20 protein-coding genes are annotated in these 19,588 nt (G+C 64.1%); 13 read left to right on the forward strand and 7 right to left on the reverse strand.

What is annotated here, in order from left to right:
- The first annotated feature begins 12 nt into the window (after nt 1-12).
- The 8 genes from BCY78_RS01820 to BCY78_RS01855 all read left to right on the forward strand — a co-directional run bounded on the left by BCY78_RS01820 (nt 13) and on the right by BCY78_RS01855 (nt 6,150).
- Entirely contained in the window at nt 13-477 is a 465-nt protein-coding gene (locus BCY78_RS01820) for an SspB family protein (protein ID WP_068296949.1), read from the forward strand.
- Nucleotides 478-492: 15 nt separating this feature from the next.
- Nucleotides 493-957 (forward strand): YbaK/EbsC family protein, encoded by a 465-nt coding sequence (locus BCY78_RS01825; protein ID WP_068296951.1) that lies wholly within the window; start codon nt 493-495, stop codon nt 955-957.
- Between the two features lie 9 nt (nt 958-966).
- Nucleotides 967-1,401, forward strand: a complete 435-nt coding sequence (locus BCY78_RS01830) for an RDD family protein (protein ID WP_068296952.1) — start codon at nt 967-969, stop codon at nt 1,399-1,401.
- A gap of 146 nt (nt 1,402-1,547) precedes the next feature.
- Entirely contained in the window at nt 1,548-2,408 is an 861-nt protein-coding gene (locus BCY78_RS01835; protein WP_068296955.1) for an arginyltransferase, read from the forward strand.
- A 307-nt stretch (nt 2,409-2,715) separates the two neighbouring features.
- Nucleotides 2,716-4,494 (forward strand): acetolactate synthase 3 large subunit, encoded by a 1,779-nt coding sequence (locus BCY78_RS01840; protein WP_068297653.1) that lies wholly within the window; start codon nt 2,716-2,718, stop codon nt 4,492-4,494.
- Between the two features lie 11 nt (nt 4,495-4,505).
- The gene (ilvN, locus tag BCY78_RS01845) at nt 4,506-5,075 is read left to right on the forward strand and encodes an acetolactate synthase small subunit (RefSeq protein ID WP_068296958.1); all 570 of its coding nucleotides are present in this window, start codon (nt 4,506-4,508) and stop codon (nt 5,073-5,075) included.
- Nucleotides 5,075-5,515, forward strand: coding sequence for a hypothetical protein (locus tag BCY78_RS01850; RefSeq protein ID WP_068296961.1), 441 nt, complete (start codon nt 5,075-5,077; stop codon nt 5,513-5,515). Before ilvN ends, BCY78_RS01850 begins: the two co-directional genes overlap by 1 nt.
- Nucleotides 5,515-6,150, forward strand: a complete 636-nt coding sequence (locus tag BCY78_RS01855) for a 5'-methylthioadenosine/S-adenosylhomocysteine nucleosidase (RefSeq protein ID WP_068296963.1) — start codon at nt 5,515-5,517, stop codon at nt 6,148-6,150. Before BCY78_RS01850 ends, BCY78_RS01855 begins: the two co-directional genes overlap by 1 nt.
- Before the next feature lie 42 nt (nt 6,151-6,192).
- On the opposite strand, the gene lpdA is transcribed toward BCY78_RS01855, so the two are convergent.
- From lpdA to BCY78_RS25490, 4 genes are all read right to left on the reverse strand, one after another.
- Nucleotides 6,193-7,587 carry a dihydrolipoyl dehydrogenase gene (gene lpdA, locus BCY78_RS01860; RefSeq protein ID WP_068296965.1) on the reverse strand — a complete coding sequence of 465 codons (1,395 nt, stop codon included), beginning with the start codon at nt 7,585-7,587 and terminating at the stop codon, nt 6,193-6,195.
- Between the two features lie 130 nt (nt 7,588-7,717).
- Nucleotides 7,718-8,299, reverse strand: coding sequence for a DUF924 family protein (locus BCY78_RS01865; protein WP_068296970.1), 582 nt, complete (start codon nt 8,297-8,299; stop codon nt 7,718-7,720).
- Nucleotides 8,300-8,368: 69 nt separating this feature from the next.
- Nucleotides 8,369-9,610: an MFS transporter gene (locus tag BCY78_RS01870; RefSeq protein WP_068296973.1), complete on the reverse strand. Its 1,242-nt coding sequence runs from the start codon at nt 9,608-9,610 to the stop codon at nt 8,369-8,371.
- Nucleotides 9,611-9,875: 265 nt separating this feature from the next.
- The gene (locus BCY78_RS25490; RefSeq protein WP_068296976.1) at nt 9,876-10,250 is read right to left on the reverse strand and encodes a rhodanese-like domain-containing protein; all 375 of its coding nucleotides are present in this window, start codon (nt 10,248-10,250) and stop codon (nt 9,876-9,878) included.
- Between the two features lie 229 nt (nt 10,251-10,479).
- On the opposite strand from BCY78_RS25490, the gene uvrA reads away from it, so the two are divergent.
- Entirely contained in the window at nt 10,480-13,344 is a 2,865-nt protein-coding gene (uvrA, locus tag BCY78_RS01880; RefSeq protein ID WP_068296979.1) for an excinuclease ABC subunit UvrA, read from the forward strand.
- A 170-nt stretch (nt 13,345-13,514) separates the two neighbouring features.
- Complete coding sequence (locus tag BCY78_RS01885; protein WP_139103057.1) at nt 13,515-14,228, forward strand: dienelactone hydrolase family protein; 714 nt, start codon at nt 13,515-13,517, stop codon at nt 14,226-14,228.
- A 4-nt stretch (nt 14,229-14,232) separates the two neighbouring features.
- Here BCY78_RS01885 and BCY78_RS01890 read toward each other — a convergent pair whose 3' ends face one another.
- Nucleotides 14,233-15,453 (reverse strand): acyl-CoA dehydrogenase, encoded by a 1,221-nt coding sequence (locus tag BCY78_RS01890; RefSeq protein WP_068296986.1) that lies wholly within the window; start codon nt 15,451-15,453, stop codon nt 14,233-14,235.
- A gap of 85 nt (nt 15,454-15,538) precedes the next feature.
- On the opposite strand from BCY78_RS01890, the gene BCY78_RS01895 reads away from it, so the two are divergent.
- Entirely contained in the window at nt 15,539-16,420 is an 882-nt protein-coding gene (locus BCY78_RS01895; RefSeq protein ID WP_068296988.1) for a LysR substrate-binding domain-containing protein, read from the forward strand.
- A gap of 22 nt (nt 16,421-16,442) precedes the next feature.
- On the opposite strand, the gene queA is transcribed toward BCY78_RS01895, so the two are convergent.
- Entirely contained in the window at nt 16,443-17,495 is a 1,053-nt protein-coding gene (gene queA / locus BCY78_RS01900) for a tRNA preQ1(34) S-adenosylmethionine ribosyltransferase-isomerase QueA (protein WP_068296990.1), read from the reverse strand.
- Nucleotides 17,496-17,579: 84 nt separating this feature from the next.
- On the opposite strand from queA, the gene bcp reads away from it, so the two are divergent.
- Complete coding sequence (bcp, locus tag BCY78_RS01905; RefSeq protein WP_068296993.1) at nt 17,580-18,050, forward strand: thioredoxin-dependent thiol peroxidase; 471 nt, start codon at nt 17,580-17,582, stop codon at nt 18,048-18,050.
- Between the two features lie 107 nt (nt 18,051-18,157).
- The gene (gene prfB, locus BCY78_RS01910; protein ID WP_068296996.1) at nt 18,158-19,282 is read left to right on the forward strand and encodes a peptide chain release factor 2; all 1,125 of its coding nucleotides are present in this window, start codon (nt 18,158-18,160) and stop codon (nt 19,280-19,282) included.
- A gap of 34 nt (nt 19,283-19,316) precedes the next feature.
- On the opposite strand, the gene BCY78_RS25495 is transcribed toward prfB, so the two are convergent.
- Nucleotides 19,317-19,478 (reverse strand): hypothetical protein, encoded by a 162-nt coding sequence (locus BCY78_RS25495; protein ID WP_158515887.1) that lies wholly within the window; start codon nt 19,476-19,478, stop codon nt 19,317-19,319.
- Nucleotides 19,479-19,588: the final 110 nt, after the last annotated feature.

A 19,588-nucleotide genomic window follows, 5' to 3' on the forward strand; every position in this document is an offset into this window, starting at 1 on the left:
AAGAGGGACGCAATGGCTCGCGGAATCGATTATGGCAACCTGATGCACCAGGCCATGCGCGGGCTGATCCGCGAGGTTATGGAGCGGATTGCCAAGGAAGGGCTGCCCGGCGCGCACCACTTCTTCATCACGCTCAACACCCAGCATCCCGACGTGCAGATGGCCGACTGGCTGCTGGCGCGCTATCCCGAAGAAATCACCATCGTCATCCAGCATTGGTTCGAAAATCTTGTTGTGGATGAAGACGGTTTTGCGGTGACGTTGAACTTCGGTAATCAGCCAGAGCCGCTGTATATCCCGCTCGATGCGATCTCGACTTTCGTCGACCCCTCGGTGGAATTCGGCCTCAAGTTCGAGACCCACAGCGATGACGACGATGAAGAGGACGACGAAGACGAGGAAGCGCCGATGCTGCATTCCGAGCCCGAGGCGCCCAAGGCCGGCGAGGTCGTGAGCCTCGACAAGTTTCGCAAGTAACGACCGGGCTTTTCCATGAGCAAGTCTCTGGCCCGCGTTGCTCGGGCGATTGAGGATCTTGGCCTTGAGGCCGAGATCCTAAACCCCGGCCCGTCGCGCACCGCCGAACAAGCTGCCGAGGCCTGCGGTTGCGCACTGGATCAGATCGTAAAATCGCTGATCTTCCAGGGGGATGCGGGGCGTATTTATCTGTTTCTGACCGCTGGCGGTAATCGGCTGGATGGGGACAAGGCGGCCGAGTTGGCCGGCGAGCCGCTGCAACGCGCCGATGCGGCGACTGTTCGGGCACAGACCGGCTTCGCCATCGGCGGCGTCGCGCCGATCGGTCACCTGAACCCGCCGGTGATCTTCGCCGATCCGCGTCTGACCGAGTTCGAGCGGGTGTTCGCCGCAGCGGGGACGCCCAACCACGTCTTCGGGATCGCTCCGACGGCTCTCATCGCGGCTTGCGGCGCCATGGTCGCGCCGTTCACTGCCTGAGGTCTGTCGATGCGCCTGCCTGACCCCGACGATCATCCGGAACTCTACGAGCACCTGATCGCTAAGCGGTTGTTGGCCTGGGTTATTGATGTGGCCGTAACGGCGCTTCTGGTGATCGTCGCGCTGATCCTCACCGGGGGGCTGGCGCTGCTGATCCTACCGCTGCTTTGGGGCGCGATCTCAATCGCTTACAGGACGACGTTACTGAACCGATACAGCGCGACGCTGGGGATGCTGGTGGCCTCCACCCGGTTGTGCCGGCTGGACGGACAGGCCCTGTCGCCGCAAACGACCCTGCTGCATTCGATCACTTATTCGGCCACCATGGCTTTTGTCCTGCCGCAGATCGGGTCGATCTTCCTGATGCTGAACTCGCCTTACAAACAGGGGCTGAACGATTGGCTGTTGGGCACCACCATCGTTAATAAGTACATTGTGTCCTGATTTTCGAAGAACTGTTCGCGGATTGCCGCCAAGGGCTCTTGGCGGATTGTCATCACGTTGCTACGTTTGATCCGTGACCGGAATAATCAGAACACCGGCACGGCCGAGTACGTTTCACGACCACGATCAGAGGACGGGCGCCCGCCATGCGCCATACGCTGCCCATTGCGCCGCAATTCTATGTCACGGCGCCGCAGCCCTGCCCCTATTTGCCCGGGCAGAGCGAACGCAAGCTGTTCACCGCCCTCACCGGCGAAGGCGCGCGCGCGCTCAATGATACCCTGTCCAAGCAGGGCTTCCGTCGGTCGCAGAATGTCCTGTACCGCCCGGCCTGTTCGGAATGCGCGGCCTGTCTGTCGGCCCGGATCCGCGTCGCGGATTTTGAACCCACACGCAGCCAACGCCGCAACCTGAAGCGCAATTCGGAACTGCACCGGGAGGCGACCAGTCCCTGGGCCACGGATGAGCAGTTCACGTTGTTCCGCCGCTATCTGGACAGCCGGCATGCCGACGGCGGCATGGCCGACATGGATATCTTCGAATTCGCCGCGATGATCGAGGAGACGCCGGTCCGCTCGCGCGTCATCGAATACACCGAGATGCCCGAGGCGGCCGCCAAGGGGCGCAAGGGTTCGGGCCGGAAGCTGGCGGCTGTGTGCCTGACCGATGTGCTGGATGACGGGTTGAGCCTCGTCTATTCGTTCTACGATCCGGAGCGGATCAAGGACGGGCTCGGCACCTATATGATCCTGGACCATATCGCGCTCGCGAAGCAGGTCGGCCTGCCCTATGTCTACCTTGGCTATTGGGTGCCCGGCTCGCCGAAGATGGCCTACAAGGCGAACTTCTCGTCGCTGGAAGTCTACCGCGAGGGGGAATGGCGCTCGCTGGGCAATCCGGACGAGTACAGTACCCAGCCGCACCCGCTGGCCGTGCGTCCGATCACCGAACAGGTCGCCGCGATCACCCTTCCGCCCATCGAGTCGCACAGCAAATCGGGCCTCTGACCCACCGAGTTTTGCGAAACATGCGCCGAAATCCCTCCGCGCGCAATTTTCGCAAAGAAAATCGCACTTCCAAGACCGAAATCTTCATCGATCTCTGTTGACGCTGCCGCGCGGCGGACGTAAGGTCCGCCCGAACACACAAGGAGAGACGGATGTCCGTCGTACTTATTAGTTCTGGGGGCCTGAACGGATCGGTGTAACGCCGAAACCGACTGACCCCCGTATGCCCCCCTCGCCGGGGGTTTTTTGTTGCCCAAAGGGCCGGATCGACGCATGACCCGGCAAGACCAAAGAGGTGGAGAAGAACATGTCCCAGCAGATGGCGGGCGCGAAAGGGTCAAGCAAGATGACCGGCGCGAAAATGGTCGTTCAGGCGCTCAAGGATCAGGGCGTGGAGGTCGTGTTCGGCTATCCCGGCGGGGCGGTCCTTCCGATTTATGACGAGCTGTTCCAGCAAAACGAGATCCGCCACATTCTGGTGCGGCACGAACAGGGCGCCGTGCACATGGCCGAGGGCTATGCCCGCTCGACCGGCAAGCCGGGCGTCGTGCTGGTGACCTCGGGCCCCGGTGCGACCAACGCGGTCACCGGCATGACCGACGCGTTGCTGGACTCGATCCCGCTGGTCGTTCTGTCCGGTCAGGTTCCGACCTTCCTGATCGGCACCGACGGCTTCCAGGAAGCGGACACCGTGGGCATCACCCGCCCCTGCTCGAAGAACAACTGGCTGGTCAAGGATCCGGCCAAGCTGTCCGAGACGATCCATCAGGCCTTCCATGTCGCCACTTCGGGCCGTCCGGGTCCGGTGTTGGTCGATATCCCGAAGGACGTGCAATTCGCCGAAAGCGACTACACCCCGCCGCAAAAGGCTCGTGTGTCGCATTACCAGCCCAAGGTGAAGGGCGATATCGAGGCGATCACCGCTCTGGTCGAGATGCTGGAGCAAGCCGAGCGCCCGATCCTGTACACCGGTGGCGGCGTGATCAACTCGGGCCCCGCGGCGGGTCAACTGCTGTGCGAGCTGGCCGATGCAGCCGATATCCCGGTGACCTCGACGCTGATGGGCCTCGGCGCCTATCCGGCGTCGGGCAAGAACTGGCTGGGGATGCTGGGCATGCATGGTCTCTACGAGGCCAACATGGCGATGCACGACTGCGACCTGATGATCAACATCGGTGCGCGCTTCGACGACCGGATCACCGGGCGCGTCAACGCCTTCTCGCCCAATTCGCGCAAGGCGCATATCGATATCGATCCGTCCTCGGTGAACAAGGTCATCCGCGTCGACCTGCCGATCATCGGCGATGTTGGCCATGTGCTGGAAGACCTGCTGCGGATCTGGAAATCGCGCGGCCGCAAGACCAACAAGGAAGGTCTGGCCAAGTGGTGGAAACAGATCAACGAGTGGCGCGCGGTCAATTGCCTCGCCTACAAGCCGTCGGCTGACATCATCAAGCCGCAATACGCGCTGCAGCGGTTGGAAGAGCTGACCCGCGGCATGGATCGCTACGTGACCACGGAAGTCGGCCAGCACCAGATGTGGGCCGCGCAGTTCCTGCATTTCGACGGGCCGAACCGCTGGATGACCTCGGGCGGTCTGGGCACGATGGGCTACGGCCTGCCCGCCTCGATCGGGGTTCAGGTCGCGCATCCGGAAGCGCTGGTGATCAACGTTGCCGGTGAGGCCTCGTGGCTGATGAACATGCAGGAGATGGGCACGGCGATGCAGTTCCGTGCGCCGGTCAAGCAGTTCATCCTCAACAACGAGCGTCTGGGCATGGTCCGTCAGTGGCAGCAGCTGCTGCACGGTGAGCGGTATTCGCAGTCTTGGTCGGAATCGCTGCCGGACTTCGTGAAACTGGCCGAGGCCTTCGGCTGCAAGGGTATCCGTGTGGATCACCCCGATCAGCTGGATGACGCCATCAAGGAAATGCTGGCCTATGACGGCCCGGTGATCTTCGATTGCCTCGTCGAGAAGCACGAAAACTGCCTGCCGATGATCCCCTCGGGCAACGCGCATAACGACATGCTGCTGCCCTCTGACGAAATCCGCGCCATTCAGGGCGCCGGCGCCGCGCTTGTGTAAGGAGCCCCGCTATGTCCCCGCTTCAAATCCAGCAAGGCTCGTCCAAGCATTCCGCCTATGACCTTCGCGACCCCTATACCGAGGTCCTTGAGCGTCACACCCTCGCAGTGATCGTCGACAACGAACCGGGCGTCCTCGCCCGGGTCATCGGCCTGTTCGCCGGCCGTGGCTACAACATCGAGAGCCTCACGGTCGCGGAAACCGACCATCAGGGGCACCTGTCGCGCATCACCATCGTCACCACCGGCACGCCGCAGGTGATCGAGCAGATCAAGGCGCAGCTGGGCCGGATCGTGCCGGTGCACGAGGTGCATGACCTGACGGTCGAAGGCGACGCGGTCGAGCGTGAACTGGCGCTGCTCAAGGTGAAGGGCAAGGGCGAGGCCCGTATCGAAGCCCTGCGTCTGGCCGAGATCTTCCGCGCGAATGTCGTTGATTCTACGCTGGAATCCTTCGTCTTCGAGATGACCGGCGCGCCGACGAAGATCGACGCCTTCGCCGAGCTGATGCGCCCGCTGGGCCTGTGCGAGATTGCCCGCACCGGTGTCGCGGCGCTGTCGCGCGGCACCGCTGCCTGCTGATGCTGGCCCGGCTGCTGCCCTGGATCGCGGGCACAGCCATGGCCGCCGCGCTGGTGCTGACCGGTGTGGCCATGATCCAGACCCTGCGGCTGAAGGACCTTCGGCCGCAGGGCATCCGCGCCCAAGCGACGGTGATGATCGTCGATCTGCGCGCCCCGGACCGTGAACAACCTTGGGCCAGCGGCTCGGTCCGGCTGTTTGTCTCGGATGACGAAGCCGGCACCTTCGCGACCAATGTCCCCCATCCCCCCGCCTCATTGACCGAGCTTTGGCCCGGAGCCCTCGTTGACGTGGCGGTCCTCCCGGGCGATCAGCCACAGGTCGCGTTCTGGCCGGTTCTGCCCGAACGGCGTCAGCGCGCGGTGTGGATCGCCCTTGCCTTCGCCCTCGCCCTCGCGGCAGGGTCGGGTCTGGCCAGCCGTTTTCTGAAAGACCGATAATGCCGCCCATCACCAAGATTGCCGGCCGTGACCTGCTGTTCGTCATGGCCGCTCCCGCCGAATTCGGCCCGCATCTGCAGGCGCGGATCGACCCGTTGATCATCGGCATCGGCCCCATCGAGGCGGCGGTCCACACGGCAACGGCCCTCACGCAGCTGGCCCACCAGGACGCCCTGCCCGATCTGGTTGTCTCGCTCGGATCTGCCGGCTCCGCTCGGCTGGATCACTGCGGGCTCTATCAGGCGAGCCATGTTGCATGGCGCGACATCGACGCCTCACCGCTCGGCTTTCCCAAAGGCAAAACGCCGCTGGTCGATCTGCCCGAGATCGTCCCGCTGCCGCATAGCATCCCGGGGATCGAGAGTGCCACTTTGTCCACGGGGTCGAACATCGTCTCTGGCGCGGCCTATGATGAGATCGCGCAAGACATGGTGGATATGGAGACCTTCGCCGTCCTGCGCGCCTGTATGGTCGCGGGGGTTCCGCTGATCGCTCTGCGCGGGATTTCCGACGGCAAGGCCGAGCTGACTGGCCTGCACGATTGGCACGAATACCTGCATATCGTCGACGAAAAACTGGGGGAGGCCGTCGATCTGCTTGAAAAGGCGTTGGATTCTGGCGCCCTGAATGTCTGACAGAAAAGGGGCCTTTCGGCCCCTTATTTGTCTGTCATTCGATCAGAAGTGCAGTGCCCGCCCGTAGGCATCAAGCACGCTCTCGTGCATCATTTCCGACAGCGTCGGATGCGGGAAGACGGTGTGCATCAGGTCTTCCTCGGTCGTCTCCAGCGTCCGGCCGATGACATAGCCCTGGATCAACTCGGTCACTTCCGCGCCGACCATATGCGCACCCAGCAGCTCGCCAGTCTTGGCGTCGAACACGGTTTTCACCATCCCCTCCGGCTCGCCCAAGGCAATCGCCTTGCCGTTGCCGATGAAGGGGAAACGGCCGACCTTGATGTCGTAACCCGCTTCCTTGGCCTTGGCCTCGGTCAGGCCAACGGACGCGACCTGCGGGTGGCAATAGGTGCAGCCGGCGATCGTGTTCGGCTTTATCGGATGCGGATGCTGACCGGCGATCATCTCGGCGACGATCACGCCCTCATGGCTGGCTTTGTGTGCAAGCCACGGCGCGCCGGCGATATCGCCGATCGCCCAGAGGCCCTTGACCCCGGTGCGGCAATATTCGTCCACCACCACATGCGTGCGGTCGATCTTCACGCCGAGCGCTTCCAGCCCGAGGTTCTCGACGTTGCCGACGATGCCGACGGCCGAAATGACCGTGTCGAACTCCTGCGTCGTGGTGCCCTTGGCGTCTTCCAGATGCGCGGTGACCTTGCCGTTGCCACGGTCCAGTTTCTTCACCGTCGTCTTCTCGAGGATCTTCATCCCCTGCTTGACGAATTGCTTCTTGGCGAAGGCCGAGATCTCGGCGTCTTCCACCGGCAGCACGCGGTCCATCACCTCGACAACGGTGGTATCCGCGCCCAGCGTGTTGAAGAAGCTGGCGAATTCGATTCCGATTGCGCCCGAGCCGATGACCAGCAGCTTCTTCGGCATCCGTTTCGGCGCCAGCGCGTGCTTGTAGGTCCAGACCAGATCGCCATCGGCCTCCAGCCCCGGCAGCTCGCGCGCGCGGGCGCCGGTGGCGAGGATGATGTCGGGCGCCTTCAGCGTCTCGGTGCCCTTGTCGTTCTTCACCGTGACCACGCCGACCGAGGGCAGCGTCGCTGCACCCATGAACACGGTGATCTTGTTCTTCTTCATCAGATGGCCGATGCCGCCCGAAAGCTGGCCGGCCACGCCGCGCGACCGCTTGACCACGGCATCCAGATCGAAGCCGATCTTGTCGGCGGTCAGGCCGAAATCCTTGGCGCGGTGCATGAGGTGGAAGACCTCGGCCGAGCGCAGCAGCGCTTTCGTGGGGATACAGCCCCAGTTCAGGCAGATACCGCCCATATGCTCACGCTCGACGATGGCGACTTTCTTGCCCAGCTGCGCCGCACGGATCGCGGCGACATAGCCACCGGGGCCGGCCCCGATCACGACGACATCAAAGCTCTGCTCAGCCATGGATTCCTCCCGAATGGAATATAGTTCAGCACTAAACTAATTTTCACGCCGTCGCAACAACGCTTTGCCCAATGCCCTGCCCGCCCCGGTCAGAGCCGCCCTGCACGACGCGCAAGACGGCCCCCTTGGCTCACGCGGCCTGCAGCCGTTGCACTTCCTGCCCGTAGCCGCCGGCGTCAAGCCAGGCCTGCTCCTCGGGCGTGGTGACCCGGCCCAAGGCCTCGTTGCGGAACGGGAAGCGGCGGAATTTGCGGATCACGTCGCGATGCGCACAGGCATGCAGCACGTTAGAGGCCCCCGTCTCGGGCATCCGGGCGATCATCAGCGCCACGCAGCGATCCTGATCGAACGGGCTTTCCGAATGCATCAGCGGCAGATAGCAGAACTGGCGGATCGGCTCCTCGATCTGCAGGTCGGCCGTGTTCTGCCACATGTAATGCGCCACACGCCGGGCCTTGTAATCCGTGGCAAAAGCCTTGGCCGAGCCCCGGAACATATTGCGCGGGAACTGATCGGCGAGGATCAGGAAGGCCAGCATCCCCTCAGGGCACGACATCCAGTTCCGCAGCGCGCCGGCCTGAGCCAAGGTCCAGGTTTCCTCGAACTGATTGCGGATCTCGGCATCCAGCTGCTCGCCCCCGGCGTACCAGCCTTCCGGCCCCAGATCCCGCCAATAGCGCAACACGGCATCGGCGCGCGGGGTGGTGGTCATATCGTTCTCCCTTTCCGTTCAACCTGCGCCGGGGGAGAGGCGCGGGTCAAGCCCGCGCAAGCCCCCCGGTCAGGCCGGATTGCTGTCGGTATCGGCGTGGTCCAGCGCCGCTTCGACGGTGATGACCGAGGCCGGGGGCGACAGCGCGGTATAGCTGCCGTGGGACTCGGGCGTGGAACGGCGACGGGTCATCCGCCAGGCCGCATAGACGGCGAGGACCACGAAGATCACCGCCATGAAGAGGAAGAAGCCCGACGGGCCGATCGCGCCCATCAGCCAACCGGTTAGGATCGGGCCGGAGATCGCGCCGAGGCCGTTGATGAAGATCAACCCGGCCGAGGCCGCTGCCATGTCGGACTTGTCGAGATAGTCGTTCACATAGGCCAGCAGCAGCGAATACAGCGGGTTCGAGATCCCGCCCATCAGCGCGCCGACGACGATCAGCAGCAGGAACGGCACGTCGAACAGCACCGGCACCATCAGCACCACGCCGCCCGCGGCCGAAAGGCCGAGGATCAGCTTGCGGCGATCCATGCGGTCGCTCATCCATCCGATCGGGAATTGCAGGAACAGGCCCCCCACGTAGATCGAGGCCACGAAAATCGACAGGTTGCGGATGTCGAGCCCCGCCTGCGTGCCCCAGACCGACGCCATGCCGAACTGCGCCGAGAAGACGCCGCCCAGAAGGAACATGCCCACGCAACCCAGCGGCGAGGCCTGGTAGAGTTGCTTGAAGTTCAGAGGCTTGGTGGAATCGAACGCCGGCGCCGGCGAGATCGACAGCAGGATCGGCGTGAAGGCCAGCGACACCAGCACCGAGGGGATGACGAACAGGATATAGCCCGAGGGATCGGCGAAGTTCAAAAGCGCCTGCGCGGCGATGATGCCGATCATCTGCACGATCAGATACAGCGACAGCGCCTGCCCGCGCGTCTCGTTGGTCGAGGCGTTGTTCAGCCAGCTCTCAGCGGTGATGTAGACGCCCGAGAAGCTGAAACCGATCAGCACGCGCATCACGGCCCAGGCCATCCAGTTCGGCCAGGCGGCATACAGGATCAACACGGCCGAGATCATCGACCCCAGCGCGGCGAAGACACGGACGTGGCCGACGCGGCGGATCATCTCGGGCGCCACGCGGCTGCCGAACAGGAAGCCCACGAAATAGCAGGACATGACGATGGACATCTCGTTGGTCGAGAAATCCTCGATTGCGCCGCGAATACCCAGCAGCGTCCCCTGCATGCCGTTGCCCAGCATCAGCAGCATCAGGCCGAAAAGCAGCGGCCAGGTGGATCCCAGAACTTTCAGCATGCGGGCCTCCCGTCAGTCATCATGGTCCTGACCTAGCACGATGGCGAGAGGGTAAAGGGCTGAATGCGCCACAATGGTGTCGCGATCCTCCCTTTGCGCATCTGCACCGCCGAAATCGGCCAAACTGGTGTCTTCATGACCGCATCACGCCGCGCGGCCCCTGTCGCAGCGGTGATGCCCCAGTCCGAGGCGTGATTTCAAGCAAGAAGCGCGGCCTCCAGCGGAGCCGCGCTTACCCGGTTTGCCGAAAATTTGTCTTGCAGGATCAGCGGATGACCTGTCCGCCCCCGCGCTGCCAATTGCCCAGATGGCCGAGGTTCTGGACAGTCTCGTAGCCGTAATTCCCCAGCATCATCGCCGCCCGGCCCGAGCGCGCGCCGGACGCGCAATAGACATAGATCGGCGTGCCGGCCTTCTTCGCGGTGGCAAGGCGCTTGTCGTGATGGCCCGAGGACGGGTCGGCCGCCAGATGCAGCCGGCTCAGCGGCAGCAGCAGCGCGCCCTTGGCCCGCCCCTCGCGCGTTTCCGCCTCTTCGCGCACATCGATGACCAGCGCGCGTTTGTCGGCCACGGCCTGAACGGCCTCGGCGGGATCTACGGCGGCACCGCCGCCCATCAGCGAAGAGAACAGGTTGAACATCTCATGGCTCCGGTTTGGCCCCTTGGGCCGGTTGACTTGCTTGAGGGACATATAGCAGAACTGGAATATATATTCAAGATCTGGAATGCGTGAAATTCGCGCGGCGCAGAAAATCACATTCGCAGCTGCGGCAGCACAAAGTTTACTTTTTGTTCTCCATTTCGCATTGGAGACTCGCCGCAAAAGCCCTATGTTCCCTCGCGACACAGATTTCCGCGCCGGGGTTGGCATGGCAGACCAGAAATTCATCGAGATCCGGGGCGCGCGCGAGCATAACCTCAAGGACGTCAGCGTGGACATTCCGCGCGACCAGTTGGTGGTGATGACCGGGCTTTCGGGCTCGGGCAAATCCTCGCTGGCCTTCGACACGATCTATGCCGAGGGGCAGCGGCGCTATGTCGAGAGCCTCAGCGCCTATGCGCGCCAGTTCCTCGACATGATGCAGAAGCCGGATGTCGATCACATCGCCGGCCTCTCACCCGCGATTTCCATCGAGCAGAAGACGACCTCGAAGAACCCACGCTCGACCGTCGGCACGGTGACTGAGATCCACGATTACCTGCGCCTGCTCTTCGCCCGCGCCGGCACCCCCTACTCGCCCGCGACCGGGCTGCCGATCGAGGCGCAGCAAGTGCAGGACATGGTCGACCGTGTCCTGCAGATGGAGGAAGGCACCCGTGCCTATCTGCTGGCGCCGATCGTCCGCGACCGCAAGGGCGAGTACAAGAAGGAGATGCTGGAGCTCCGGAAGCAGGGCTTCCAGCGCGTGAAGGTCGACGGCACCTTCCATGAACTCGACACTCCGCCCGAGCTGGACAAAAAGTTCCGCCACGATATCGACGTCGTGGTCGATCGGATCGTCGTGCGTCCCGGCATGGAGACGCGTCTGGCGGATTCGTTCCGCACCGCGCTGGACCTTGCCGACGGGATCGCCGTTCTGGAAATGGCCTCGGCGCCTAAGGGCGAAGCGCCTGAACGCATCACCTTCTCCGAGAATTTCGCCTGCCCGGTCAGCGGCTTCACCATCCCCGAGATCGAGCCGCGCCTGTTCTCGTTCAACGCCCCCTTCGGCCCCTGCCCCGCCTGTGACGGCCTCGGTGTCGAGCTGTTCTTCGACGAACGCCTTGTCGTGCCCGACGCCATGCTGCGCCTCGAAGACGGCGCCATCGCGCCCTGGCGCAAGGGCAAGACGCCGTATTTCCTGCAGACCATCGAGGCGCTGGCCAAGCATTACAAATTCAGCGCCAAGAAGCCGTGGCGCGACCTGCCGGACAACGTCAAGGACGTGCTGCTGCATGGCTCGAAGGGCGAGGAAATCCCCTTCCGCTATGACGATTCCGGCCGTGTCTATCAGGTGACCCGCGTCTTCGAAGGCGTGATCCCGAATATGGAACGCCGTTGGAAGGAAACCGACAGCGCCTGGGTGCGTGAGGAATTCGAGCGCTACCAGAACAACCGCCCCTGCTCGACCTGCGGCGGCGCCCGTCTGAAGCCCGAGGCCCTGGCGGTGAAGATCGCCGGGATGCATATTTCACAGGTCTCGGAAATGTCAATCCGTGAGGCCTTGGCTTGGGTCGAAGATGCACCGAACCATCTGTCGAAGCAGAAGAACCAGATCGCCACGGCGATCCTGAAGGAAATCCGCGAGCGTCTCGGCTTCCTCGTGAATGTGGGCCTCGACTACCTGACCCTGTCCCGCGCCGCCGGCACGTTGTCGGGCGGTGAGAGCCAGCGGATCCGCCTCGCCTCGCAAATCGGCTCGGGCCTGACCGGCGTGCTTTACGTGTTGGACGAGCCCTCTATCGGACTGCACCAGCGTGACAATGACCGCCTGCTGACCACCCTGCGCAACCTGCGCGATCAGGGCAACACCGTGCTGGTGGTCGAACATGACGAGGATGCTATCCGTACCGCCGATTATGTGCTGGATATCGGCCCCGGCGCCGGTGTGCATGGCGGGCGCATCGTCAGCCAAGGCACGCCCGATCAGATCGCCTCGGACCCCGTCAGCCTGACCGGGCAGTATCTCTCGGGCCAGCGCCGGATTGAGGTCCCCGCGCATCGGCGCGAAGGAAATGGCAAGGCGATCCGGGTGGTGAAGGCTTCGGGCAACAACCTGCATGATGTGACGGTCGATTTCCCGCTGGGCAAATTCGTCTGCGTGACCGGCGTGTCGGGCGGCGGCAAGTCGACGCTGACCATCGAGACCCTGTTCAAGACCGCCTCGATGCGGCTGAACGGCGCGCGCCAAACGCCCGCGCCTTGCGAGACCGTGCAGGGGTTGCAGCATCTCGACAAGGTCATCGACATCGACCAGCGCCCCATCGGCCGCACCCCGCGCTCGAACCCCGCCACCTATACCGGCGCTTTCGGCCCGATCCGCGACTGGTTCGCCGGCCTGCCGGAAGCCAAGGCGCGTGGCTATAAGCCAGGGCGGTTCTCGTTCAACGTCAAAGGCGGGCGCTGTGAGGCGTGTCAGGGCGATGGCGTCCTGAAGATCGAGATGAACTTCCTGCCTGACGTCTACGTCACCTGCGAGACCTGCAAGGGCAAGCGGTACAACCGCGAGACGCTGGAGGTTTTGTTCAAGGGTAAATCAATTTCCGACGTCCTCGACATGACGGTCGAGGAAGCGCAGGAGTTCTTCTCGGCCGTACCCTCCATCCGCGAGAAGATGGACGCGCTGATGCAGGTGGGCCTTGGTTACATCAAGGTCGGCCAGCAGGCGACCACGCTGTCCGGCGGTGAGGCGCAGCGGGTGAAGCTGTCGAAGGAACTTGCCCGGCGGTCCACGGGCAAGACGCTGTATATCCTCGATGAGCCGACCACTGGCCTGCATTTCGAGGATGTGCGCAAGCTGTTGGAAGTGCTGCACGAATTGGTGGAACAGGGCAATACGGTCGTGGTCATCGAGCACAATCTCGATGTGATCAAAACCGCCGACTGGATCATCGATATCGGCCCCGAAGGCGGTGATGGCGGCGGTATGATCGTGGCCGAAGGCACACCAGAAGAGGTGGCCAAGGTCGGGGGAAGCCATACGGGGCATTACCTCGCGCCGCTCCTCAAGCCGCGGCGCCGGGCAGCAGAGTGAGGATGGGGGGCGCTGCCCCCCTCGCCTTCGGCTCACCCCCCGGGATATTATTGGAACAAAGATGCCGGGAGGCCTGGCTCTCGGCTTCCGCCCGGAAAGCAAGCCAGAGGGCTTGACTTGCCGTCGTGCCGGACGACCCTTCCGGTGGCATTCACGGATGGGAGACGCAGATGATCCGGCATGAGACTTTGGAATGGACCGATGGTGCGATCACTATGCGTGGCACGCTGGTGCGCGATGAGGGTGTCACGGCCCCTGCGCCCGGCATCCTGATCGCCCCGGCCTTCGGTGGCACCGGCCCGGTGGAGGAATCCCGCGCGGAATTGCTGGCCCGCGACGGCTATGTCGTGCTGTTGGGCGACTATTATGGCGAGGGCAAGAAGGCCGGCAGCCCAGCAGAGGCCTCGTCGCTCATGCAAGGTGTAGAGGCACAGCGCCCGGTGTTGGCCGAGCGGATGACGGCCGCGCTCGAGGCCCTCGCGGCGCAAGACGTGGTCGATGCATCCCGGTTGGGGGCGATGGGCTTCTGCTATGGTGGCAAGGCAGTGCTGGACCTTGCGCGCAGCGGGGCCGATATCAAGGTTGCCGGCGCGTTGCACGGGGTGCTGGATGCGCACCCGCAAGCGACCCAGCCGATCAAGGCTTCGGTGCTGGTCATGCATGGCTGGGACGATCCGCTGGCGAAACCCGAGGCGGTTCTGGCGCTGGCGAAGGAGCTGACCGAGGCCAGCGCCGATTGGCAGATCCTGGCGTTCGGCCATACTGGCCATGCTTTCACCAACCCGGCCGCCGCCAGCCCCGAGAACGGCATGGCCTACAGAACGGAAGCGGCCGAGCGGGCTTTCGCCGCGCTCGACCGCCTGTTTGCCGAAAAGCTGCGCTGAGGCGTCAGAAGAAGGCCTGGAGACCCGTCTGCGCCCGGCCGAGGATCAGCGCATGCACGTCATGCGTCCCCTCATAGGTGTTGACGGTCTCCAGGTTCACCATGTGGCGAATGACCTGGAATTCCTCGGAAATCCCGTTGCCGCCATGCATGTCGCGGGCCATCCGCGCGATATCCAGCGCCTTTCCGCAATTGTTGCGCTTGATGAGCGAGATCATCTCGGGCGCGCCCTGAGCCTCGTCCATCAAACGACCGACCTGTAGCGATGCTTGCAGGCCCAGCGTAATCTCGGTCTGCATGTCGGCGAGCTTCTTCTGGAACAGCTGCGTGCCGGCGATCGGCTTGTCGAACTGCTTGCGGTCAAGGCCGTATTGGCGCGCGGCATGCCAGCAGAATTCGGCAGCGCCCATCACGCCCCAGGCGATGCCGTAGCGCGCGCGGTTGAGGCAGCCGAACGGGCCCTTCAGCCCCTCGACATGCGGCAGCAGCGCGCCCTCACCGACTTCGACATTGTCCATGACGATCTCGCCGGTGGTCGAGGCGCGCAAGCTGAGCTTGCCCTCGATCTTCGGCGCGCTGAGGCCTTCCATGCCTTTCTCCAGCACGAAGCCGCGGATACGACCGCCATGCGCTTCGGATTTCGCCCAGACGACGAAGACATCGGCAAACGGCGCGTTCGAGATCCACATCTTTGAGCCGGTCAGCTTGTAGCCGGTCGGGGTCTTCTCGGCGCGGGTCTTCATGCCGGCGGGGTCGGAACCGGCATCCGGCTCGGTCAGGCCGAAGCAGCCGATCAGCGTGCCGGCAGCGAGGCCCGGCAGGTATTTCTGGCGCTGCTCTTCCGAACCGTAAGCATAGATAGGATACATCACCAGCGAGGATTGCACCGACATCATCGAGCGATAGCCCGAGTCGACGCGCTCGATCTCGCGCGCGACCAGACCATAGGTCACATAGCCCGCGCCGAGACCGCCATATTCCTCGGGGATCGTGGTGCCGAGAAGCCCGGCCTCGCCCATCAGCTTGAAAACTTCGGGGTCCGAGGTCTCGTCGCGGAAGGCCTTGATCACGCGCGGCTGCAGCACCGATTGCGCAAATTCCTGGGCGGCATCACGCAGCATGCGCTCGTCTTCCGACAGCTGGCTGTCGAGACGCAGCGCGTCATCCCATTGGAAACGCGACAGGTCCGGGGCGTCTTTGGGCTTCAGATTGGGGCGGTCACTCATGGGGATCTCCTCTGTTGAGCGTCAAATACCATGCGACAGCGGCCCGGAAAACCGATAGATCGGCATGAAGCCATGAGGAATCGGAATGATACAGCGCCGCCTTCTTCCCAATACGCCCGCGATCCTCGCCTTCGATGCGGTGGCGCGCACCGGCAGTTTCACCGCCGCCGCGCGGGATCTCGGGCAGACACAGGGGGCGATCTCGCGCCAGATCGCGCAGCTGGAGGGGCAGTTGGGTGTCACGCTGGTGGACCGGGGGGCTCGCGCCGCCCGGCTGACCGAGGCCGGTATCGCCTATGCCCGCGCGGCGCGGACGGCGCTCGATGCCTTGGGGCGAGGCGCGATGGAGGTGCTGGGGCAGACACCCGAGCGCGGATTGTCGCTGGCGATCCTGCCCACCTTCGGCACCCGCTGGCTGATGCCGCGCATCCCCCGCTTCGTGCGCCGCCACCCCGAGATCACCCTGCATTTCGCCACCCGCATCGGCCGCTTCGACCTCGGCGCCGAGGGGATCGATGCCGCGATCCATTCCGGGACCGGCAATTGGCCCGGCGCGCGACTGACGCTGCTGATGGAAGAGCGCGTGATCCCCGTCGCCGCGCCGGGCACCAAGGGCATCGCCGGGCAACCGCTGCTGGCCTTGGCAACCCGCCCGCAGGCCTGGCCCGACTATTGGGCGCGAACCGGGCAGTCCGGCCCCCTGCCCGCGCCGGCCATGCGGCTGGAACAGGTGGCGACGCTGGCGCAGGCCGCGGCCGGAGGATTGGGGGTCGCCCTGATGCCCGCCTTCTTGATCCGGCCAGAACTCGACAGCGGCGCGCTGGTGCCTTTGGGCGAGGAATGTGCCACCGGCTTCGGCTATTGGTTCGCCGAGCCTGAAACCGCCCCCGGCCAACGCCCGAAACCTGCCGTCGCCCTCTTCAAGGACTGGCTGATCACCGAAACCGACCGCGATACGGTTGTCTGACCTTTCATTCTGCCGAAAATACTCAGCCTTTCGGCAGCAGCAATGAGGCGTCCCCGTAGCTGAAAAAGCGATACCGCTCGGCCACGGCATGGTCATAGACCGCCCGGATGACCTCGGCCCCCATCAGGGCCGAGACCAGCATCAGCAGCGTCGATTTCGGCAGGTGGAAATTGGTCATCAACCCGTCCGCCGCGTGGAAGTCGAAGCCCGGGTAGATGAAGATATCCGTCTCGCCACGCCAAGGCTCGACCCGGCCCGAGCGTGCGGCGCTCTCAATGAGCCGTAGCGCCGTGGTGCCGACCGCGATGACGCGGCCACCTTCGGCCTTGGTCGCGTTGATCTCGGCCGCGGCCTCGGCGGTCACCTGCCCCCATTCGGCATGCATCTTGTGGGTCGTGACGTCCTCGACCTTCACCGGCAGGAAGGTTCCGGCGCCGACATGCAGCGTCACCTCGGTGAATTGCACACCCTTCGCCCGCAACGCTGCAAGCAGATCCGCATCGAAATGCAGGCTGGCGGTCGGGGCGGCAACGGCGCCGCGCTCGCGGGCGAAGACGGTCTGGTAGTCCAAGCGGTCCTGCGCATCGGCGGGGCGGCGGCTCTCGATATAAGGCGGCAGGGGCATGCGACCGGCCTCTTCCAGCGCCGCGTCGAACTCCGGCCCGGTGAGGTCGAAGCTGAGCACCGCCTCGGTCTCTTCCTTTGCCGAGACCGTCGCCGTCAGCCCGGCGCCGAAATCCACCCGGTCGCCCACGGCCAGCTTCCGCAAGGGTCGCGCCAGCACCCGCCAGCTGCCATCGGCTTCGGGGTTCAGCAACGTCGCCTCGACCTTCGCGCGGCCCGAACCATCCTTCGTCTCGCGCACCCGCTCGCCGAACAGCCGCGCCGGGATGACGCGGGTGTTGTTGATCACCAGCCGGTCGCCGGGGCGCAGGATCTCGGTCAGGTCGGCGACATGGCGGTCAGCCATCGCCGCGCCCTCGACCAGCAGCAGGCGCGCCGCCGGACGGGGTTTCACCGGCCGGGTCGCGATCAGCTCCTCGGGCAGGTCGAAGTCGAAATCGCTCAGTTTCACGCGCGCTCTCCGCAGATTTCCGCCTGCCGCCCTTTAACGCCCCGCCAAAGCGACTACAACTGAGGCAACCCACAGGAGGCCCCCATGAACGTCGAAGACCAAGCCCCCGATTTCACCGCCCCCACGCAGAACGGCGGCACGATCAGCCTGTCCGAACTGCGGGGCCAGCCCGTCGTGCTGTATTTCTACCCCAAGGCCGACACGCCGGGTTGCACGCAGGAAGCAAAGGATTTCACCGAGCTGGGCACCGAATTCGAAGCCGCCGGCGCCAAGGTTCTGGGCGTCAGCAAGGATGCGCCCGGCAAGCTCGACAAGTTCGGACTGAAATACGACCTCGGCGTGACGCTGGTGTCGGATGCCGAGGGCGATATCTGCGAGCGTTACGGCGTCTGGGGCGAGAAATCCATGTACGGCAAGAAGTTCATGGGCATCACCCGCGCCACCTTCCTGATCGATGGCCAAGGCACTATCGCCCGGATCTGGCCCAAGGTCAGCGTGAAGGGCCATGCCGAAGAGGTGCTGGCAGCCGTCAAGGAGATGGTCGGCCAACCCTGAGCCGCTGCCCTGCCCGCCCTTGCCTGACAAGGCGACACATTATATCAGACCGATGACTGAGGCGGGGGCCGTTCTGGCCCCCCTGACTTTATGACGACAGGTGAGACATGCGCGCGGAAATGCAGAACACGGTCGAGGCGATCAAGAAGTCGCTGGGTCTGCTGGCCAAGCGTATGGATTGGGAGACCGCCAAGCATCGGCTCGAGGAATTCGACGCGATGATCGAGGACCCGAACCTGTGGAACGACCCGGCCCGCGCCCAGAAGCTTATGCGCGAGCGTCAGCAGCTGATGGACGCGGTCGCGACGTATGAGTCGATCAGCCGGGATCTTAACGACAATGTCGAGCTGATCGAACTGGGCGAAATGGAGGACGATGACGACATCGTCTCCGAGGCCGAGAACGCGATCCGCTCGCTGGCCGAGAAAGCCGCCGCGAAAGAGCTGGAGGCCCTGCTCGACGGCGAGGCCGATGGCAACGACACCTTCATCGAGATCAACGCCGGCGCCGGCGGGACCGAGGCCTGCGACTGGGCCTCGATGCTGCAGCGGATGTATGTCCGCTGGGCCGAGAAGCGCGGCTACAAGGTCGAACTGCAATCCGAGGAAGCAGGCGCCGAGGCGGGCATCAAATCGGTGGCCTACAAGATCTCGGGTCCGAATGCCTATGGCTGGCTGAAATCGGAATCGGGCGTGCACCGGCTGGTGCGCATCTCGCCCTTCGGCAAGGGCACGCGCGAGACGTCCTTTGCCTCGGTCTGGGTCTATCCGGTCGTCGACGACAATATCGAGATCGAAGTGGCGCCGAACGACATTCGCATCGATACCTATCGGTCGTCGGGCGCCGGCGGTCAGCACGTCAACACGACCGACTCGGCGGTGCGGATTACCCACCACCCCACCGGGATCGTGGTCACCTCGTCCGAGAAATCGCAGCACCAGAACCGCGACATCGCCATGAAGGCGCTGAAATCGCGTCTGTACCAGCTGGAGCTGGACAAGCGGAACGCCGCGATCAACGAGGCCCATGAAAACAAGGGGTCTGCAGGCTGGGGCAACCAGATCCGCAGCTACGTCCTTCAGCCGTACCAGATGGTGAAGGACCTTCGTACGCAGCACGAGACCTCGGATACCTCGGGCGTGCTGGACGGGGATCTTGACGGCTTCATGGCCGCCACGCTGGCGCAACAGGTCTCGGGCAAGAGCCGCGCCGACGCTCAGGGCGCTGATTGATCAGCACCGGATCGACACCGGAAATCGGTGTCGATCAGACCTTCAGGTTCGGAATGAAGCGCTGCAGGCGGCTATAGTCGCTGATCTCGCGCGTCTTGCGGCGGGTGGTGGAATTCATCGACGTCTCGATGCGCGAAATGGCCATCAGGTCGTCGTACAGGTCGAACTTCGAGCGGGTCGGGAACGGGCGGGGCATGGCGTCTCTCCAGGGTTTCAAGGGCGCCCGTGTAGGGCGGTGATACTGTGAGAACGATTGAGCACCGCCAAAGGTTCAAAAATTCTGTAAACCGGCGCAGTTTCGTCGAA

The organism is Pararhodobacter sp. CCB-MM2 (assembly GCF_001691415.1).
GTDB lineage: Bacteria > Pseudomonadota > Alphaproteobacteria > Rhodobacterales > Rhodobacteraceae > Pararhodobacter.

What these genes read in the sequence shown, in the direction of transcription:
- BCY78_RS01820 (WP_068296949.1), top strand. Translation starts at nt 13, where the DNA reads ATGGCTCGCGGAATCGATTATGGCAACCTGATGCACCAGGCCATGCGC.
- BCY78_RS01825 (WP_068296951.1), top strand. Translation starts at nt 493, where the DNA reads ATGAGCAAGTCTCTGGCCCGCGTTGCTCGGGCGATTGAGGATCTTGGC.
- BCY78_RS01830 (WP_068296952.1), top strand. Translation starts at nt 967, where the DNA reads ATGCGCCTGCCTGACCCCGACGATCATCCGGAACTCTACGAGCACCTG.
- BCY78_RS01835 (WP_068296955.1), top strand. Translation starts at nt 1,548, where the DNA reads ATGCGCCATACGCTGCCCATTGCGCCGCAATTCTATGTCACGGCGCCG.
- BCY78_RS01840 (WP_068297653.1), top strand. Translation starts at nt 2,716, where the DNA reads ATGTCCCAGCAGATGGCGGGCGCGAAAGGGTCAAGCAAGATGACCGGC.
- ilvN (WP_068296958.1), top strand. Translation starts at nt 4,506, where the DNA reads ATGTCCCCGCTTCAAATCCAGCAAGGCTCGTCCAAGCATTCCGCCTAT.
- BCY78_RS01850 (WP_068296961.1), top strand. Translation starts at nt 5,075, where the DNA reads ATGCTGGCCCGGCTGCTGCCCTGGATCGCGGGCACAGCCATGGCCGCC.
- BCY78_RS01855 (WP_068296963.1), top strand. Translation starts at nt 5,515, where the DNA reads ATGCCGCCCATCACCAAGATTGCCGGCCGTGACCTGCTGTTCGTCATG.
- lpdA (WP_068296965.1), bottom strand. Translation starts at nt 7,587, where the DNA reads ATGGCTGAGCAGAGCTTTGATGTCGTCGTGATCGGGGCCGGCCCCGGT.
- BCY78_RS01865 (WP_068296970.1), bottom strand. Translation starts at nt 8,299, where the DNA reads ATGACCACCACCCCGCGCGCCGATGCCGTGTTGCGCTATTGGCGGGAT.
- BCY78_RS01870 (WP_068296973.1), bottom strand. Translation starts at nt 9,610, where the DNA reads ATGCTGAAAGTTCTGGGATCCACCTGGCCGCTGCTTTTCGGCCTGATG.
- BCY78_RS25490 (WP_068296976.1), bottom strand. Translation starts at nt 10,250, where the DNA reads ATGTTCAACCTGTTCTCTTCGCTGATGGGCGGCGGTGCCGCCGTAGAT.
- uvrA (WP_068296979.1), top strand. Translation starts at nt 10,480, where the DNA reads ATGGCAGACCAGAAATTCATCGAGATCCGGGGCGCGCGCGAGCATAAC.
- BCY78_RS01885 (WP_139103057.1), top strand. Translation starts at nt 13,515, where the DNA reads ATGATCCGGCATGAGACTTTGGAATGGACCGATGGTGCGATCACTATG.
- BCY78_RS01890 (WP_068296986.1), bottom strand. Translation starts at nt 15,453, where the DNA reads ATGAGTGACCGCCCCAATCTGAAGCCCAAAGACGCCCCGGACCTGTCG.
- BCY78_RS01895 (WP_068296988.1), top strand. Translation starts at nt 15,539, where the DNA reads ATGATACAGCGCCGCCTTCTTCCCAATACGCCCGCGATCCTCGCCTTC.
- bcp (WP_068296993.1), top strand. Translation starts at nt 17,580, where the DNA reads ATGAACGTCGAAGACCAAGCCCCCGATTTCACCGCCCCCACGCAGAAC.
- prfB (WP_068296996.1), top strand. Translation starts at nt 18,158, where the DNA reads ATGCGCGCGGAAATGCAGAACACGGTCGAGGCGATCAAGAAGTCGCTG.
- BCY78_RS25495 (WP_158515887.1), bottom strand. Translation starts at nt 19,478, where the DNA reads ATGCCCCGCCCGTTCCCGACCCGCTCGAAGTTCGACCTGTACGACGAC.